Source organism: Brevibacterium sp. S22 (assembly GCF_004745485.1).
Classification (GTDB): domain Bacteria; phylum Actinomycetota; class Actinomycetes; order Actinomycetales; family Brevibacteriaceae; genus Brevibacterium.
On sequence record NZ_RHFG01000007.1, the window covers coordinates 135,931 to 152,825 of the forward strand.

Sequence of the window (16,895 nt, forward strand, 5' to 3'; positions counted from 1 at the left end):
TCCTTTGATTGTCGTGTACCCCATAGCCTGGCTTTCGGCTGATGAGGTGGTCAATGGAGGAGACGAAGGGAAAATCGATAAGATTTGTAGAAATCACAAACACGTGCCATCAGTGCTGATGGCGAGTCGAGGCGGGAGCGGACGGCGATGGGGTCAAGTCGAAATGCACTGACGCGAGAACGAATCTTCGACGAGCTGATGACCGCGATGAACTCCTCCGACCCTCTCGAATCTGCGCTCTCGCGCGTGGCGAGGATGGGCGGCGGAGCAAGTCTCGTCATCAACGAACTCGGCGAGATCGTCCGGTCCGTCGGCTCGGCACCGATTCATCTGATCGCCCGGTGGGCTCAGGAGGAGGTCGTCGCGGATGTGAAGTCCGAGCGGCGGGTAGAGCCAATGTCTGGTGTGATCGGACGCTGGCATCTGTACGCTCGGACGGTGCGTCTGCGCAGCCGTGATCATGTCATCGTCGCTGCCGTCCATGCCGACGATTTCGAGCACGGCGAGTCGACCTCATCGGTTGAGGTGATCCTCGACGTCATGTCCAAACTTCTGCGTGCATTCGAAGGTTTTGAGTCGTTCTCGATCAGCAACCGCAGGGAGGAGTCGTCCCGGGTGCTGCGCGACCTGGAGGCCGGTGCCTCCCCAGGCCGCGAATCGGCGATCTGGAGAGTGCTCGAGAACTTCGGCTTTGCTGCCTACGAGCCGATCCGGGCCCTCCGACTCCGCCTTGAAGCCTCTGACTCAGCGCTGAGGCAGCCGGCTCCTATTCGGGGGAGCGGACTCGTCATCAAAGAGTCCGGTTATGTCAGCTCAATGATCGAGCTGACCGCGATCTGTTCTGCCGGTTTCGACATCGAAGGCAGCCTTGACGCGCCCGGTCTCATCGGCGCCGGAATATCCGGACTCTTCACCGCCCTGAGCCAAGTTCCGGAGATGTTGCAGACTGCGGATGTGGCGTTGGCGTCGGCGGGGGAATCGGCGTTCGCGTACGTCGACCGAATGCGTCCGGTCGAATGGGCCGCGGCCAGGATGAGCTCACGATTCGACCGCCGACTCGTCGACGGTTATCTCGCTCCGATCATGAACGGTGCCGAAGCACAGACCACACTGCGCACCTATGTGGACTGCGGCGGCAATATCGCCGAGGCCGCCGGACGACTCCAAGTCCACGAAAACACTGTGCGCTACCGGATCGGGCAGATCGAGAAGACTCTGAATTCGCGTCTCACCGATCCCCGCACAGCCGCTGAGGTCGTGCTCGCACTGCAGTGTCTCGATGCAGCTGAACGGGCGTAGCCTGAGAGCATGCCCCGCTATCTGCTGACTTCGACGCCATCGAACACCGACCCTCGCCGAGGTGGCCCCGATGGTGCGTCCGGAGCCGACGATGGCAGTCCTGCCGCACCCCAGTCGGGCAGCGCCCGCGGCCCCGTCCCCGCCCGCCGCAGCCTCATCGTCCTGTTCGCGATCCTGCTCGTCGCTTGGGTGGGTGTGGCCGGAGTCGGTGGGCCGTATTTCGGCAAGATCTCCGAAGTGGCCACGAACGACCGCTCCTCGTTCCTCCCCGAATCTGCCGAATCCACGCGCGCCCAAGAGGTCATCGACCGCTTCAGTGACGACGACTATGTCCCCGCCATCGTCGTCCTCGAAAACACCGACGGCATCACCGACGACACCGCTGCCCTCGACAACGTGGCGAAACAGCTCGACGACGACGGACTGCTCGCTGCCGACGCTTCACCCGTCATCCCGTCTGAGGACGGCGACGCCCTCCAGCTGATCCTCCCTGTCTCTTCAGAGACCACAGGTGACGACGTCGAGAAGATCAGAGACGTCATCAGCAGTGCCTTCCCGACCGCGACCGCCGCCGATGCGACCCCGGACGAGTCCGGCAACGTCCCGACCCCGACCACGGTCGCGGATGTCTATGTCACCGGCCCCGCCGGATTCGCCGCCGACCTGACCGAGGCGTTCGCCGGCATCGACGGGATCCTCCTGCTCGTCGCCCTCATCGCGGTCTTCGTCATCCTCGTCATCGTCTACCGCTCACCCCTGCTGCCGGTCATCGTCCTCTTCACCTCGGTCGCCGCGCTCGCCGCCTCGATCTTCGTCATCTGGAACCTCGCCGACGCCGGCATCCTGCTCATCAACGGCCAGGTCCAGGGCATCCTCTTCATCCTCGTCGTCGGCGCCACCACGGACTACTCCCTCCTCGTCGTCGCCCGCTTCCGCGACGCCCTCCTGACTGAGACCGACCGTGTTCGGGCGGGCCTGGCCGCCCTCAAAGGCGTCATCGAACCGATCGCGGCCTCCGGCGGCACGGTCATCGCCGGACTCCTCGTCCTCCTCGTCACCGATCTCGCTTCGACGCGCGCACTCGGTCCGGTCGCCGCGATCGGCATCGTCGTGGCGATGCTCGCCGCGCTCACCTTCCTGCCCGCGGGGCTGATGATCATCGGCCGCTCCGTGTTCTGGCCCTTCCGCCCCCGAGTGCGCACCGCCCAGGCGACGGTGGAGAAGAAGGGCCTGTGGGCCCGAATCGCCGAGGCGGTCGCCAAACGGCCGCGAACCATCTGGATCACCCTCGTCATCCTCCTCGCCCTGCCGCTCATCGCCGTCCCGCAGTTCAAGGCATCCGGGGTGGCACAGAGCGAATTCGTCCTCGGTGAATCCGAGGCCCGCGATGGTCAGACCGTCCTCGCCGAGCACTTCCCCGGCGGCTCCGGTTCGCCCACCCAGATCGTCTTGGCCGAAGACGAACTCGACGATGCGGCGATGGCGATCGGCCGCCTCGGCGGGGTCGAATCGATGTCTGTGACGTCAGCGGACTCACCGAGCGGAACTATCGGGATCGACGATGAGGGCACGCTCGAGATGCCGCGCACGGGCGGCGGTCCCACGGGGCCGACCTCGCCGCCGTCTCCCACCGAGGTCGACGGCAACGTCCTGCTCGAGGTCACCCTCTCCGACGCCGCCGATTCCCTGGCCGCCGAGTCCACGGTCACCGACATCCGCACGGCCGTCCACGGTGTCGACCCGCAGGCCCTCGTCGGCGGGGAGACCGCGGTCGACCTCGACACGAACACCACCGCCGAGGCGGACCGGACCCTGGCGATCCCGCTCATCCTCCTCGTCATCACCATCATCCTCGTCCTGCTGCTGCGATCCCTGCTCGCTCCGCTGCTGCTGGTGGCACTGACGGTGCTGTCCTTCGGCACGGCGCTCGGGGTCTCGGCGCTGGTGTTCAACAACATCATCGGCTTCGCCGGGGCTGACCCCTCGGTGCCGCTCTACGCCTTCGTCTTCCTCGTGGCGCTGGGGATCGACTACAACATCTTCCTCATGTCCCGGGTGCGGGAGGAGTCTCTGCGGATCGGCACCAGGCGAGGCGTGCTGGAAGGGCTCGTGGCCACGGGTGGGGTGATCACCTCGGCGGGGATCGTGCTCGCTGCGACCTTCGCGGCCCTGTCGGTGATTCCGGTGATGTTCCTCGTCCAGCTCGCCTTCATCGTCACCTTTGGCGTGCTGCTCGACGCGATCCTGGTGCGGTCCTTGGTCGTGCCGGCGCTCGTCCATGATGTCGGTCGCGCCGTGTGGTGGCCATGGCGGAAGCGGATTCCGCGGGACTGAGGCGGATTGCGCGGGTCTGTGCCCGCTCCGGGACACTGAGATACCCCATCCGGGGCAATGCGATACCCCCGCACGAGCGGATCGTGCCGGGGGTATGGCGGGGATGGTCCGGGTACTGCCGTCGAGGGGTGGTCGACATGGCCCTCGGGAGGGCCGGGTATTACCATTGAACTACGGCTTTGTTGCCGGTGCAACAAGATGTGAGAGAGGAAACAAGGGTGTCCGATGAGCGAACAGACGAATGAGACGACACCCGTCAGCAGCCTCATCAAGCGGTTCGGGCCGATCCAGATCGCATCATGGCGGCTGATGATGGAAAAGCACCAGGACTTCATGGTCCAGTTCGAGCGCGGTTTCGGCCGGCGTCACGGGCTCACCCTCAACGAGTTCGACACCCTCATCAACTCCGATCCGGAGAAGCCCGTGCGCCAGCGAGATCTGCTGCGCAGCATGGTGCTCAGCCGCAGTGCGCTCAGCCGGCTGCTCGGACGGCTGGAGGGGCGGGGGCTGGTCATCCAGGGCCCGGACCCCGATGATCAGCGCGGTGTGCTCGTCACCCTCACCGAGGCGGGGGTGCGACTGCGCGAAGAGGCCGCGGCCACGAACGCCGAGATCATCATGGCCGGCTTCGCCTCCGTCACCGAAGACGAGGCCGAAGACATCTTCGCCCTCGTCAGCAAGATCAAGCCGGTCCCGGTGCCCGACGAGGCAGGCGAGGCTGGCGAGCCCGGCGGTGAACGGCACCGCCCGGACTGAGCCGCCGGCTCGACAGCGGACTGAGCCGCCGGCTCGACAGCGAGCGTACGGTCGACTCGACACCGGGCGTACGATACGGGCATGAGCAATGTCGAGACCGACCCGCAGCAGGTGCTCTGCCGGCCCGGCGGCCTGCCCGGCCCGAGCTGTGACCAGCGAGGCGGTGCGCCGGTCGAGATCATCACCGCCAGGGAGGTCCCGCTCGGCGGCCCCCGCGCAATGACCGTTCGTCGGACCCTGCCGCAGCGGCAGCGCTCCCTCATCGGACCCTGGTGCTTCGTCGACCACTACGGACCCGCCGACGTCTCGGTCACCGGCGGCATGGACGTCGCCCCGCACCCGCACACCGGACTGCAGACCGTGAGCTGGCTGTTCGAAGGCGCCATCCAGCACATCGACTCCGGCGGCAACGCCGGCCTCGTTCTGCCCGGCGAGGTCAACCTCATGACCGCCGGCGCCGGCATCTGCCACTCCGAGGTCTCGACCGAGGAGACGACAACTCTCCACGGCGTCCAGCTCTGGCTGGCCCTGCCCGATGCCACCCGCCACCAGCCCGAACGCGAATTCGAGCATTTCGAACCCACCCCTGTGCCCTTCGACGGAGGCGAGATGCTCGTCTTCCTTGGGCAACTCTGGGGCACGGAATCCCCGGTACAGACTCACTCGCCGCTGCTCGGCGCCGAGATCCGCCTCGACCCCGGTGCGAGCATCGACCTGCCCGTGAACCCCGGATTCGAGCACGGCCTCCTCGTCGACTCCGGCGATATCGCCTTGGAGAACGTCGACCTGCCCGTCGCGGCGATCGGCTACACGGGCACGGGCGTCGAGGAGGTGCGCATCGCCAACCGCAGCGATGAACCCGCTCGACTCATCCTCCTCGGCGGGGAACCGTTCCCCGAAGAGATCGTCATGTGGTGGAATTTCGTCGGCCGCACCCATGAGGAGATCGCGGCCTACCGTGAAGAATGGCAGGCCGAAGGCGACCGCTTCGGCGTCGTCGACGGCTACATCGGCAAGGGCGGTCCCGGCCGCAATGCCGATGGACTCGGCAGGCTACCCGCGCCGAGGCTGCCTGACGTCACGATCAGACCGCGAAAGAATCCGCCGCCTCAGGTTCAAGGCGGGCCCGAGCGGACCGACGGTCTCTGACAGCTGCCCCAACGAAGGAGTCGCAAACATGAGCGAGAATCTCAAGGATTCGACCGGAGCGCCCGTGACCGTGGCACTCGACGAGGTCGGACTGGCCTACACGATTGCGGTCGAGGACGGCACGATCGCCGGTCGAGCCCACTACCTGCCCGGGCCCGTGCCCGAGACGGAGCGGATCTTCTATCACACGGTCGTCGACGAGGAATTCGGCGGTAGAGGCCTCTCGAAGATCCTCGTCGCCGAGGCGCTCACCGACTGTCGGGAGAAGGGACTGACAGTCGTCCCGATCTGCCCGCTGTTCGTGCGCAAGCTGCAGGAGACCGGGGATGATTACCAGGCCGAGGGCGGACGCTTCCGCAACGCCACCGGAGCCGACTTCGCCATCGTCGAAGGCAACGCCCGATGACCGGGCGGGTCGACTTCCGCTCCGACACCGTCACCACGCCCAGTGCCGGCATGCGCCGGGCCATGGCCGACGCCGAGGTGGGCGATGCCGTCTACAACGAAGACGCGACGACGAATCGCCTCGAGTCGATGGCCGCCGAGATGCTCGGGAAGGAGGCGGCACTGTTCTTCCCCTCGGCGACGCAGGCCAACCTCGCGGCCATCATGTCCCATTGCGGACGCGGCGACGAGTACATCGTCGGGCAGACCGCTCACGCCTATCGCGATGAGGGCGGGGGAGCAGCGGTGCTGGGATCGGTCCAGCCGCAGCCGCTGCCGAATGAACCCGATGGGATCATCGATCTCGGGGCCATCGCCTCGGCGATCAAACCCGATGACTTCCACAACCCGGTCACCCGCCTGCTCACGCTGGAGAATACGTTCAACGGGGTGCCTCTGCCCGAGGGTTATGTGGGGGAGGCGACCGAGCTGGCGCGTGGTCGCGGTCTGGCGACCCACCTCGATGGGGCGCGGATGATGAACGCCGTTGTGGCGACGGGCCGGGAAGCCTCGACGCTGGCCGGCCGGTTCGACTCGGTCACGCTGTGCCTGTCGAAGGGTCTCGGCGCCCCGGTCGGTGCCCTGCTCGCCGGGCCTGCGGATCTGGTGGGTCGGGCCAAACGCCTGCGCAAGACCTTGGGCGGAGGCATGCGCCAGACCGGAGTCCTCGCCGCTGCCGGCATCTATGCGCTCGAGAACAATGTCGAGCGTCTGCGCGAGGACCACGACCGGGCCGTCCGGTTGGCCGAGATCTTCGCCGACTACCCCGAGCTCGGCGCCGGTGAGGCACGCACGAACATGGTCTTCCTGTCCCCGGACGGTGTGGACATGGAGGCGTTCAGTTCTTTGTTGAGTGAGCGCGGCATCGTCACCGGCGGCGCACACGGCAAACTGCGCTGGGTCACGCATCTCGACATCGACGACGAGGCGATCGAGCGCGTCCGTCGGGTGTGCAAGGAGTTCTTCGGAAGGTAGGGGAGGGCTGGGCTGGGGGTCGGAGAGGCCTTCTCAGTTGATGATCTCTTTGCCGTCGTCCTCGCGGATCGCGGCCAGGCGCTCGCGCCACATCTGCAGATCCTGTGGGCTCAGCCGCGTCCAGTCGGTGACCTCGCGGATGATGCGCAGAGGTAAGGTGCTGCGGTAGGAGCGGGTCGGGTTGCCGGGGAACTTCTTGTCCGTGACGTTCGGGTCGTTCTCGAACTCGCCGGTGGGCTCGACCTCGTAGACGTGGGGGATGCCTTCGAGCGCGGCGATCTCGGCGGCGAGGCTTGCCCCGTCGACGAGCGAGGTGAAGTAGATGTGGTTCATCGTCACCTCGGGCCGGTAGTTCGACGCGTACCCCGCTGTGAGCAGAGCGCCCGGTTCCAGCTGCGCCTTCGTGCCGTGGAAGAACGGTCCGTCATCGAGTGCCGTGGTCATGGGATCAATATAGTCCTGCTCAGGATCTGCCCAATTGCTGAGACCGCGGAGAGCCGGTGTGCGGACAGCAGTCAGACTTGAGCGGTCCCATTCGAGCGGCACGCGCACGTTCAACGACGATCACACGAAGGAGCCCCACACCGCCTATGTCCGCCCCATCACCCTCGCAGACCACCGACACCACCGCTTCGGCGCCGGGAACACTGACCGGACGGCTGCGGCTGATCGGCCCCGGAATCGTGCTGGCGCTGGCCAGCGTCGGGGCCTCGGACATGATCACGACGATGAATTCCGGGGCCGAGTACGGACTGGCCTTGATCTGGGTGTTCACCGTGGGCATCATCCTCAAGTTCGTCCTCTCCGAGGCGGTGTCGCGGCTGCAGATGAGCGGTGACCGCTCATTGCTGTCCCATCTGACCTCCTTCGGCGGTCGGACCTTCCCCGCGCTCTTCCTCATCGCCGAACTCCTCGTGGGACTGTTCTTCGGCGCCGGGGTGGTGGCCGTGACGACGAACATCCTGCAGGCGATCTTCCCGGTCCTGCCGTTCTGGCCCACCGCGGTGGTCGTTCTGGCCTCCGCGATCATCCTCATCGGCATCGGCCGCTACGGCATCGTCGAGAAGGCGATGATGGGGTTCGGGATCCTCATGTTCTTCGGCATCATCGCGCTCGCCGTCTCCGTGTACCAAGGACAGGGCGCGCAGGACGTCGCCGTCGAGACGATCGTCCCGACCTTCCCGCAGGGCTCGATCATCACAGTCATGTCGCTCATCGGCGGGGTCGGCGGGGCCACGGGAATTTTGGCCTACTCCTTCTGGATCCGGGAGAAGTCCTGGCGCAGTGCAGACTGGAAGCCCGTCGTGCGCATCGACCTGCTCATCAGCTACGGACTCGTCTTCGTCTTCGCCGTCGCGATGAGCGCCGTCGGTGCGTTCATCCTCTACGGGCAGGGCTTCACCATCTCGGACAACGACTCCCTGTTCGCGATCGCCGACAGTCTCATCGGCCGCATCGGTGAGATCGGCCGGATGATCTTCCTCATCAGCTTCCTCGCCGTGGTCTACACGAGTGTGCTCGGCGGGTTCTCCGGAATCGCCTACGTCACCTCCGACTGCATCCGCGTGCTGCGCCGCTACCCACACCAGGACCAGCCCGAATATGAGATGTCGGCGAAGTCGGTCGAATTCCGCGGTGCTCTTGTCTACCTTGCCGTCGCGACCCTGGCGATCATGAGCTTCGGCCAACCGGTGACGCTCGTGCTCATCTACGCCGCGATCAGCGCCTTCATCCTGCCCGTGCTTGCCGTGGCGCTGCTGGTGATCCTCAACCGGTCGAGCGTCCCGAGCGAGTTGCGCAACCGGTGGCAGTCGAACGTGCTGCTGGGAGTCTGCTTCCTGCTGTTCGGGTTCCTCGCCGTGCTGCAGGTGAAGGAGTCGGTGATGGGGTTGGTGGGGTAGGGGCCGTCGGTTGCGTCACTCCCTCCCCGAGCTGATCCACGTCGGGTTGTCGACGATGTTGCGGGTGCCTTCAGCCAGTGGCTGCATGAAATGATCGGTGCCACAGATGACGAACCCGGGTCAGTTCAGGACCAGTGCAATCACGGCTTCGACCGAAGCGGCTCCAATCAGCACGACGATGATCGCCGGGTAGAGACAGAAGTTCTCTTTCACTCCGGCAAGATACCCGTCGTACGCTGACGGCAGGTTGCGCTGCCGGTACATGAACGTCGATCGCCAGAGAATGCTCGAACCCAGCATTGCCAAGACATACGCCTGGAATTCGATCAGCAGCACCGGTGCGGCGATGACGACCGTGACCAACCCCTCGAAGGATGTCGGAGCGTACGGTATGCCGATGAATACTGCGCGCCCGATCGTTGCCACAATGCCGAAGAAGGGAATGATGAGAGACGGCAGCGTCGTCGTTCCCAGCGCAGCGAACAAGAAGTTACCGAGCAGAGTCACCAGTGCTGACATTACGACCCCGCCGCTGGTGTAAGCCTCCACGACCAAGCGTGATCCGGGCGAATCCAGGAACGCTTCCGTAATTCGCAGGCCAGCGTCGTGGAGTCCGGGAACGTAGACGGCCACGATCATCGCCATGACGAGTGTTCCGTAGACGATGAGATTCGAGATCAGGTAGGTACTCCAGTGATCTCGGAGGATGGATCGAACGGATCTGATGATTCGCATGAGTGTGCTTCCCTCTCGTGGCTAGTGTGGGTGAACTGGGAGCACCTCAGTCGGAGTCCTGCGGTGCTCTCAACCATTGCCGAATTGCTGCGACTGAATGAGAAGTGACTTAGGACGGCGGCTCTATCTCGATGCGCATGAAGTCCTTCTGCCGGTCGTTCAAGTCGTGTTCGGCCAGGTCGAGGATCACCTGCAGCTGATCTTCGGTCAGCGGCGGCAGTCCGTCCGTGACCCCGGCTACCAGTGTCTGTGCCCGTGCCATGAGCCGATGCAGTTCGTCGTCGGTGGTGGTCTCATCGATGGCATCGAATCGCTCCTGCAGAGAGGCCAAGGCCGACCGTATCTGCGGATCTTGGAGCGCCTCGGCGAAACTCTCGGCCTGCGGATGATGTCGATAGAGGTGGGCGATCACGATGGCGACCGGGGTGTCAGCAGGTGTCAGGCTTAGTGCGGCAGCTGCTCGTGAGAGTCCGACGTGGTCCCCGGCTCGTGACCGGGCCAGGCGTTCTCGCTGTTCGGTCAAGGCTGCGATCTTTGCTTCCAGTGCTTGTCCACCTCGTCCAAAGCCTCGTCGGCGGAGGAGGAGGAATCGCAGTCGGCGGCCATGGCCCCTGCCTGGGCCAAAGACAGGCCAGAGTCTGTCAGCTGTCCGATTCTGAGCAAGGTCACCAAATGATCGGCCCTGTAGTCGCGGTAACCGTTGGATTGCCGCGGCGGCTCCGCCAGTACACCCACCTGGTGGTAGTAGCGGACAGTTCTCACAGTCACACCGGCGAGCTCGGCCAGTTCTGAGATGCGCATCAGTGAGTCACCCGCCCGAGACGGCGAATGCTGGGACTGAGGACGGTGAGGGCCGCCGCGACGATCCACAAGAGGAGCAGAGCCGTCGTGGCCAAGTGCAGGCTGCCGATTTCGATGAGGATAGATGTCGCACCGATACCTGCCGCCGGGATGAGGGTCGCGATGGCGTTCTGTGCGCTCAATACTGCCCCGCGTTGGGCATCGGCGACGTTCTCAACGAAGGCAAGCCCGACGACGGCGTTCATACAGCCGCCACCCAACCCGACGATCGCGGCGCCCAAGAAGACAGACCACACGGGCCCCAGAATACCGATAATGATGAAACCACACGCGACAACACTGGCTCCGACGATGATCCAGACCCTGCGAGGGATCGTGCTCCCCCAACCGGCGAAGAGTCCACCGCCGACGAGGAGGCCCGCCGCGAGAGCGCTGAGCACGAAACCGACATATTGGGCCTCATCTTGAAATGCGAAGTGCACCGGTATCACCATGCTCTGCATCGCGGCGAGCACAAATGCCAGTGCCAGACCCAACAGGACGACGGCGCGCAGAAGCGGTGTCCGGAAAATGACGACCAAGCCGCCGAAGACTGTGCCGAACTCCGCGGACGCGGACTCTTCCTGCACTGTTCGCGGCAGTCTCGAGGCCTGGGAGGGAATGATGAGGGTCAGCAGGGCCGCCGTGGCAGCGATGCCGGAGGTGATCCACATGACCGTTACCGGTTCGACTGAGGCTACGAGAATTCCGGCGATGGCCGGCCCGACCAGGAGCGAAACCCCGGCGAGGGATTCTCTGAGTCCGATCAGCCGAGAGGGCTCCATCGTCACAGCCTGAGCGATGGCAGGAAGCATGGCCTCCCGCGCGGTGATGCCGGGAACGTCTCCGAACGAATTCAGCACCGCTACGGCGATGAACCAACCCAGGTTCAACCCGACGGTGAGGTCGATGATGGGCAGGATCATCAGGGCAACGGCTGAGATGACGTCTGAGAGAATCGCGACGGAGCGGCGGTTGATCCGGTCCATCAGCGAGCCCATGAGCAGTCCGGCGACGGCGGCGGGCACCGCCGCCGCGAGGGCCACTGCCCCAGCACCCAGAGGACTGCCGGTGGTGAAGAGGACCAGCAACGGCAGTGCAATCGCGGTGATCGAATTGCCCAGTAGAGAAGTGCCCAAGGACGTCAGGTAGAAGAGTACGATTCGTGTCATACATCAAGCTCAAACGATGACGTCGCGTCAGGGTCAACCCCCGCTGGAAGAAGAGATGGGCTTGAATCGTTCACCGTCCTCCTGCGGGGGCATCCTGCTCACTCGCGCCCGGAGCTGATCCACGTCGGGTTGTCGACGATGTTGCGGCTGCCTTCGACCTGGGTGCGGACGGAGTCGAGCTGCGTCATGTCTTCGTCATCGAGTCCCAGGCCCACAGCGCCGAGGTTCTCCAGTGCGCGCTCGGGTTTGCGCGACCCCGGGATCGGGACAGCGCTGACACTCAGCTGTGCGGCGCGATGCAGCAGCCAGGCCAGCGCCACCTGAGCGTTGGTGACCTCGTGACGGCGGGCCACCTCGGCGACGATCTGGACGATTTTCTGGTTGGAGTCCCACGCCTGCCCCATACGAGAGGTCCCGCTGCGGAAGTCATCGGCGACCTGCTCCTTGGTCAGGGTGCCGGTGAGGAATCCGCGCCCCAGCGGGCTGTAGGGCACGAAGCCCACGCCGAGCTCCGCGCAGGCGGGCACGACGTGGTCTTCGACGTCGCGTGACCACAGGCTCCACTCCGACTGGAGCGCGGTGATCGGGTGGACGGCGTGGGCTCGGCGGAGTTCGTCGGCGGTGACCTCGGAGAGGCCGATGTGGCGGACTTTGCCCGCCTCGATCAGCTCGGCCATGGCACCGACGGTCTCTTCGATCGGAACGTCGGGATCCGGGCGGTGCAGGTAGTAGAGATCGATCGTCTCCACGCCGAGGCGACCCAGCGATGCCTCGCACGCTTGGTGGGCGTATTCGGGGCGTCCGTTCGTGCGTTTGGTCGATCCGTCCGTGCCGGTGCGGATCGCGGTGATGCCGAATTTCGTGGCCAGTTGGATTTCCTCGCGGCGGCTGGCAAGGAAGGGTGCGAGCATCTCTTCGTTCGTGCCGGCCGGGCCGGTGGCGCCCTCGCGAGGTTCGCCGTAGACATCGGCGGTGTCGAGGAAGGTGATGCCGGCGTCGACGGCGGCGCCGAGGGTGGCGCGGGCGGATTCGTCGGTGGTGCCGCCGTAGACGTGGGACAGGGCCATGCAGCCGAAACCGATGGGGGAGACGCTGAGCTCGCCGAGGTGGGTGGTCGTCATGATGAGGTTCCTTCGAGTTCGTGGTCGTTGGCTGTTGGGATTGTCGAGGCTGCCGGGGTGGCGGTGTCTGTGCCCGTGGGACTGTGCGTGCCCGAGCTGCGGAGGTCGCCCGGGGCGCCGCCGTAGGTGGCGATCTTGTACTCCGTCGTGTCCAGAGCACGTTCGAGTTCGCGGATCTGAGTCCGGATGCGCTCACGTTGGGCAAGCATGATCTGCAGGCGCGCTTCGGTCGTCGAGTCGCCCTCGCGGACGAGGTCCACGTATCGGTTGAGTTCGCTGATTCCCATGCCTGAGGAGCGCATGCGGACGAGGAACTCGAGCCGTTCGACGGTTTTGCGGTCGTAGGCGCGGTGACCCGACTGTGAGCGGCCGACCGTGAGCAGACCGGCGCGTTCGTAGTAGCGGGCGGTGTGCGCGGTGATCCCGAGGAGTTCGCTGACCTCGGAGACGGAGAGCTGGGTGTCTGTGGTGGTGACTGCCTGTTGAGTCATGACGATAACGCTACGACTGTGAGTGCACTCGAAGTCAAGGGGTTTCGGCGGCAAACGACTGCGCTCGATGCGGATCTCCGATCTCGGACCTCATGACATCACCCGGGAACTGCGTCATACGATGCGAAGAGGTGCCGAAACGAGAGTCTGTCGCAGACGCTGCGCCCGACTCGCGCCCGCGACCTGGGCATTTCGACGGAGATAGTCTCGCAACGGAGGAACACACTATGGCAGTGAGCAGCGAAGAGCAGATGATGATCGACACGGTCGCCGAGTTCGTCGACCACGACGTCAAACCCCACGTCAACCGGGTCGAACACGCGAACGAATACCCCGAAGCCTGGATCCAGACGATGAAGGACATGGGCATCTACGGGCTCGCGATCGACGAGCCGTGGGGGATGGGTAAGGTCTCGACCGAGGCGTACGCACTCATCACTCAGGAGCTCGCTCGCGGGTGGATGTCGTTGGCTGGGGCGATGGGCGGTCACACCGTGGTCGCGAAGCTCATCCAGGAATACGGCACCGCAGGGCAGAAGGATCAGTACCTGCCGCGGATGGCCACCGGCGAGCTGCGGGCGACGATGGCGCTGACTGAACCTGGCGGCGGCTCCGATCTGCAGGCGATGCGCACGACGGCGAAGAAAGATGGGGACGACTACGTCATCAACGGGTCGAAGACGTGGATCACGAACGCCCGGAAGTCCGACCTCATCGCCTTGCTGTGCAAGACCGACCCGAGCGCCGAACCTCGGCACAAGGGCATTTCGATCATCCTCGTCGAGAAGGGCGAGGGATTCACCGTCTCTCAGGACCTTTCGAAGCTCGGGTACAAAGGTGTCGAGACCTGTGAACTCAACTTCGAGAACCTCCGCCAACCGCAGTCGCAGCTGCTCGGCGAAACCGAGGGCGTCGGGTTCAAACAGATGATGAAGGGTCTCGAGATCGGCCGCATCCAGGTCGCTTCCCGCTCCCTCGGCGTCGCGCAGGCCGCGCTCAATGACGCGGTGAAGTATGCGCAGGAGCGTGAGTCGATGGGCAAACCGATCTGGAAGCATCAGGCAGTGGGCAACAAGCTCGCGACCATGGCGACGAAGCTCGAAGCTGCCCGTCAGCTCGTCCTCCACGCGGCCCGCACCTATGACTCCGGTGAGCGCGTGGACATGGAGGCCGGTATGGCGAAGTTCTACGCTTCGGAGATGGCCGCCGAGGTGGCGCTCGACGCCATCCGTGTCCATGGCGGTTACGGATACTCCACCGAATACGACGTCGAACGCTATTACCGTGATGCCCCACTGATGATCGTCGGCGAGGGCACGAATGAGATCCAGCTCGGCGTCATCGCCAAGCAGCTCATCGGCCGGAACAAGGCCTGACTGGTCGTATTGATCGGAGGAGAGAAACCATGAGCAACGGAGGGGCCGTGAATCTGCAGGATTGGGTGGGCCGAACCTCGACCGTCACCGAGGTCGCCGACGGTCAGCGGGCCGCCCGCCTGTCTTCACTACTTGGGCACGGGGGTGACGCGCAGGCGCCGTTGTTTCCACTCGGGCATTGGCTGCACTTCTCCGAGGACGATGTGCCGATGAGTGAACTCGGCGCAGACGGGCACGTGAAGTTGGGTGGGTTCATGCCTCCGGTGCCGTTGCCCCGGCGTATGTGGGCCGGCAGCTCTCTCGAGTTCCACGCCCCAATCTGGCCGGGGCAGACGCTTGAGCGAACGACGACGATCGAATCGATCACGGAGAAGACTGGCAGCACTGGACCGCTGTGCTTCGTGAATTTGCGTCACGAGGTGTCCGCGGATGGTGTTTTGGCGACGACGGATCGGCACACAATCGTCTACCGGGAGGCCACCTCGGCGCCGGAGGGAGCGGCGGCAGCACCGCCACGCCCTGATTCGTCGATTCCGAGCAATTGGGATTGGGCCACAAGTGTGCGGCCGGACGAGGTCATGCTGTTCAGGTATTCGGCGCTGACGTTCAACTCGCACCGTATCCATTACGACTACCCGTACGTCACGGAGGTCGAGGGCTACCCGGGACTCGTCACGCACGGTCCGTTGACGGCGACCCTGCTGCTCGATGCGTTCATGACCAACCACCCTGAGGAGATGGTGACCGGTTTCGACTTCCGCGCGAAGTCACCGCTGTTCGCTGGCGAGCAGATCCACCTCGTGGGGAAACCTGCCGGGGCTGGTAAATATGAACTCCAAGCAGTTGCTCCGAACGGTGAGACCGCGATCGCGGCCAGCGTGACGACTTCGACGGCTCAATCGACCACTCGACCAAGCTGAGTGCAGCACGGCCGCAGCGAACTCGGAGACGGGTGTATGACGTCCACTGGATCGCCATTCTTTCCATCTCGGTAGTCTTGCTTTGTCGTCCACTTTAGTGAGCAGGTTCTGGTAATCAGGTCGGGGTGACCTCAACTCAGATTGCTGGGCCATTTTTCTCGCCATTCGCCGAACCCGACGATGTCGCCAGATTCGCCTTGGAGTGATTCAACTATTGCTTTGACGTCCAGCCGATTCTGCTTGGAGAAGGTTGGTCCAGCGAGAAACGCCTCAAGCTCGTCCTTGGTTGCCGCGATAGTTGTGCCGTTAGCGGTGCGCGAGTGGTGAACCACGGCCCCGGGATACGAATACAAGACACATGTATCTATCCAATTTACGGAGCTAGGGGCACGTTCACTTATCAGCTGATTCAGTCGCCGGGCGTGCATTTTTGCCTGCTTGTGTGGGCTTGGCCTGACTTGTAGAGACACCTTCTGTTCGGTCCACTTGGCTTCCGACGTCCTATACAGCCGTGCGTCGGGAGCCCAAATATGAAGAACTTCTCCATTCCGAACGTCAAGCTTGAGATTCTGTAGCAATGGCTCGAGCTCGGGCAGCTTCTGCTCAGGCCGTACCCCATCAAACACCATCATTGACCAGTATTTGCCCTCAATCACAGAGATACCTCGCGATGTGACCAGAAGGTGGTCGGCCTGTGAATAGAAGTATTTCTCGGACTGGTCGTGTCCGTCAGGGGAAAAATGAATATTCGTGAGTAGCGCTCCGTCGAGTTGAAGCTTGTGGCAGGCATCGATGATCTGGCGTCGGGACATGAGGTCGGAGGTATGAAACGTGTTGGTCAGCTGTCCTGCGATCAGCGACTTTTCGCGTCTGACAAGTTCTATCGTGCGCTTGCCTTCTGCAACTTTCTCACCCCATTTTGCTTCAAGCCTTCTTAGCTCCTCGTCGTGAGCACTCTTGCCGTCGGCCTGCGAGCGATTGAATCGTTGTTCAACTTCGGCGGCCCGCTGCTGGGCAAGAGTAGTGGCGTTTTGATGCTCTTCGTGCAGACGAGCAAATTTGTTGTTCCAGTGTTTGAAGGCGAGGTAGCCAAGGGCTATAAGCGCGACGATGATGAGTGACAAAACAATGATGCTTGTGGCCATGGGGACAGTTAACACTGAGGCTCTGACGCAGACAAATGATTCGGCGAGGTCGGTGCTGAGTACAAATGCATGGAGCGCAGTGAGATCGGCGTACGTTGCACAACGTGCACCTAGTGTCGCGTGTCGTTAATTCCTGAATGGTTGGGTGTTTGGGAGAATTGGTTTATGGCGAATTCTCCCGCTCCGGCTCTGACCCTGCTCGAGGATGAGGAACCACTGCTGCGTGAGTGGTTGAGA

17 protein-coding genes are annotated in these 16,895 nt (G+C 63.9%); 9 read left to right on the plus strand and 8 right to left on the minus strand.

Going from position 1 to position 16,895, the window contains the following annotated elements; genetic code table 11:
• The first annotated feature begins 198 nt into the window (after positions 1-198).
• The 6 genes from EB835_RS08775 (at position 199) to ltaE (ending at position 6,957) form a co-directional block, all read left to right on the plus strand.
• Positions 199-1,299, plus strand: a complete 1,101-nt coding sequence (locus tag EB835_RS08775; protein WP_168216678.1) for a PucR family transcriptional regulator — start codon at positions 199-201, stop codon at positions 1,297-1,299.
• 9 nt (positions 1,300-1,308) lie between these two features.
• Positions 1,309-3,633 (plus strand): MMPL family transporter, encoded by a 2,325-nt coding sequence (locus EB835_RS08780; RefSeq protein ID WP_135809086.1) that lies wholly within the window; start codon positions 1,309-1,311, stop codon positions 3,631-3,633.
• Positions 3,634-3,858: 225 nt separating this feature from the next.
• A complete protein-coding gene (locus tag EB835_RS08785) occupies positions 3,859-4,389 on the plus strand; it encodes a MarR family winged helix-turn-helix transcriptional regulator (RefSeq protein ID WP_135809087.1) in 531 nt (176 codons plus the stop codon).
• A gap of 81 nt (positions 4,390-4,470) precedes the next feature.
• On the plus strand, positions 4,471-5,538 hold the full coding sequence (locus tag EB835_RS08790; RefSeq protein ID WP_135809088.1) for a pirin family protein: 1,068 nt from the start codon (positions 4,471-4,473) through the stop codon (positions 5,536-5,538).
• 28 nt (positions 5,539-5,566) lie between these two features.
• Positions 5,567-5,944, plus strand: a complete 378-nt coding sequence (locus EB835_RS08795; protein WP_135809089.1) for a GNAT family N-acetyltransferase — start codon at positions 5,567-5,569, stop codon at positions 5,942-5,944.
• Positions 5,941-6,957 (plus strand): low-specificity L-threonine aldolase, encoded by a 1,017-nt coding sequence (gene ltaE / locus EB835_RS08800; RefSeq protein WP_135809090.1) that lies wholly within the window; start codon positions 5,941-5,943, stop codon positions 6,955-6,957. Before EB835_RS08795 ends, ltaE begins: the two co-directional genes overlap by 4 nt.
• Positions 6,958-6,990: 33 nt before the next feature.
• Here the strand turns inward: ltaE and arr are convergent, their stop codons facing one another.
• Complete coding sequence (gene arr / locus EB835_RS08805) at positions 6,991-7,401, minus strand: NAD(+)--rifampin ADP-ribosyltransferase (RefSeq protein ID WP_135809091.1); 411 nt, start codon at positions 7,399-7,401, stop codon at positions 6,991-6,993.
• A gap of 146 nt (positions 7,402-7,547) precedes the next feature.
• Here arr and EB835_RS08810 point away from each other — a divergent pair, with 146 nt between their 5' ends.
• The gene (locus EB835_RS08810) at positions 7,548-8,858 is read left to right on the plus strand and encodes an Nramp family divalent metal transporter (RefSeq protein ID WP_135809092.1); all 1,311 of its coding nucleotides are present in this window, start codon (positions 7,548-7,550) and stop codon (positions 8,856-8,858) included.
• Positions 8,859-8,978: 120 nt separating this feature from the next.
• On the opposite strand, the gene EB835_RS08815 is transcribed toward EB835_RS08810, so the two are convergent.
• The 6 genes from EB835_RS08815 to EB835_RS08835 form a co-directional block, all read right to left on the minus strand.
• The gene (locus tag EB835_RS08815; protein ID WP_205749897.1) at positions 8,979-9,503 is read right to left on the minus strand and encodes a hypothetical protein; all 525 of its coding nucleotides are present in this window, start codon (positions 9,501-9,503) and stop codon (positions 8,979-8,981) included.
• 199 nt (positions 9,504-9,702) lie between these two features.
• A complete protein-coding gene (locus EB835_RS20420; protein WP_205749898.1) occupies positions 9,703-10,116 on the minus strand; it encodes a hypothetical protein in 414 nt (137 codons plus the stop codon).
• On the minus strand, positions 10,113-10,394 hold the full coding sequence (locus EB835_RS20425; RefSeq protein WP_205749899.1) for a helix-turn-helix domain-containing protein: 282 nt from the start codon (positions 10,392-10,394) through the stop codon (positions 10,113-10,115). The genes EB835_RS20420 and EB835_RS20425 overlap by 4 nt, the downstream gene beginning before the upstream one ends.
• Positions 10,394-11,605 (minus strand): MFS transporter, encoded by a 1,212-nt coding sequence (locus tag EB835_RS08825; protein ID WP_135809094.1) that lies wholly within the window; start codon positions 11,603-11,605, stop codon positions 10,394-10,396. Before EB835_RS08825 ends, EB835_RS20425 begins: the two co-directional genes overlap by 1 nt.
• Positions 11,606-11,703: 98 nt before the next feature.
• On the minus strand, positions 11,704-12,726 hold the full coding sequence (locus EB835_RS08830; protein ID WP_135809095.1) for an aldo/keto reductase: 1,023 nt from the start codon (positions 12,724-12,726) through the stop codon (positions 11,704-11,706).
• Positions 12,723-13,217: a MerR family transcriptional regulator gene (locus EB835_RS08835; RefSeq protein WP_135809096.1), complete on the minus strand. Its 495-nt coding sequence runs from the start codon at positions 13,215-13,217 to the stop codon at positions 12,723-12,725. The genes EB835_RS08830 and EB835_RS08835 overlap by 4 nt, the downstream gene beginning before the upstream one ends.
• 227 nt (positions 13,218-13,444) lie before the next feature.
• Between EB835_RS08835 and EB835_RS08840 the strand changes: the two genes are divergently transcribed.
• Both EB835_RS08840 and EB835_RS08845 read left to right on the plus strand, forming a co-directional pair.
• Positions 13,445-14,593: an acyl-CoA dehydrogenase family protein gene (locus EB835_RS08840; RefSeq protein WP_135809097.1), complete on the plus strand. Its 1,149-nt coding sequence runs from the start codon at positions 13,445-13,447 to the stop codon at positions 14,591-14,593.
• Between the two features lie 29 nt (positions 14,594-14,622).
• Positions 14,623-15,513 carry an HTD2 family dehydratase gene (locus EB835_RS08845; RefSeq protein WP_135809098.1) on the plus strand — a complete coding sequence of 297 codons (891 nt, stop codon included), beginning with the start codon at positions 14,623-14,625 and terminating at the stop codon, positions 15,511-15,513.
• Between the two features lie 131 nt (positions 15,514-15,644).
• Here EB835_RS08845 and EB835_RS08850 read toward each other — a convergent pair whose 3' ends face one another.
• Complete coding sequence (locus tag EB835_RS08850) at positions 15,645-16,658, minus strand: NERD domain-containing protein (protein WP_135809099.1); 1,014 nt, start codon at positions 16,656-16,658, stop codon at positions 15,645-15,647.
• Between the last annotated feature and the right edge of the window lie 237 nt (positions 16,659-16,895).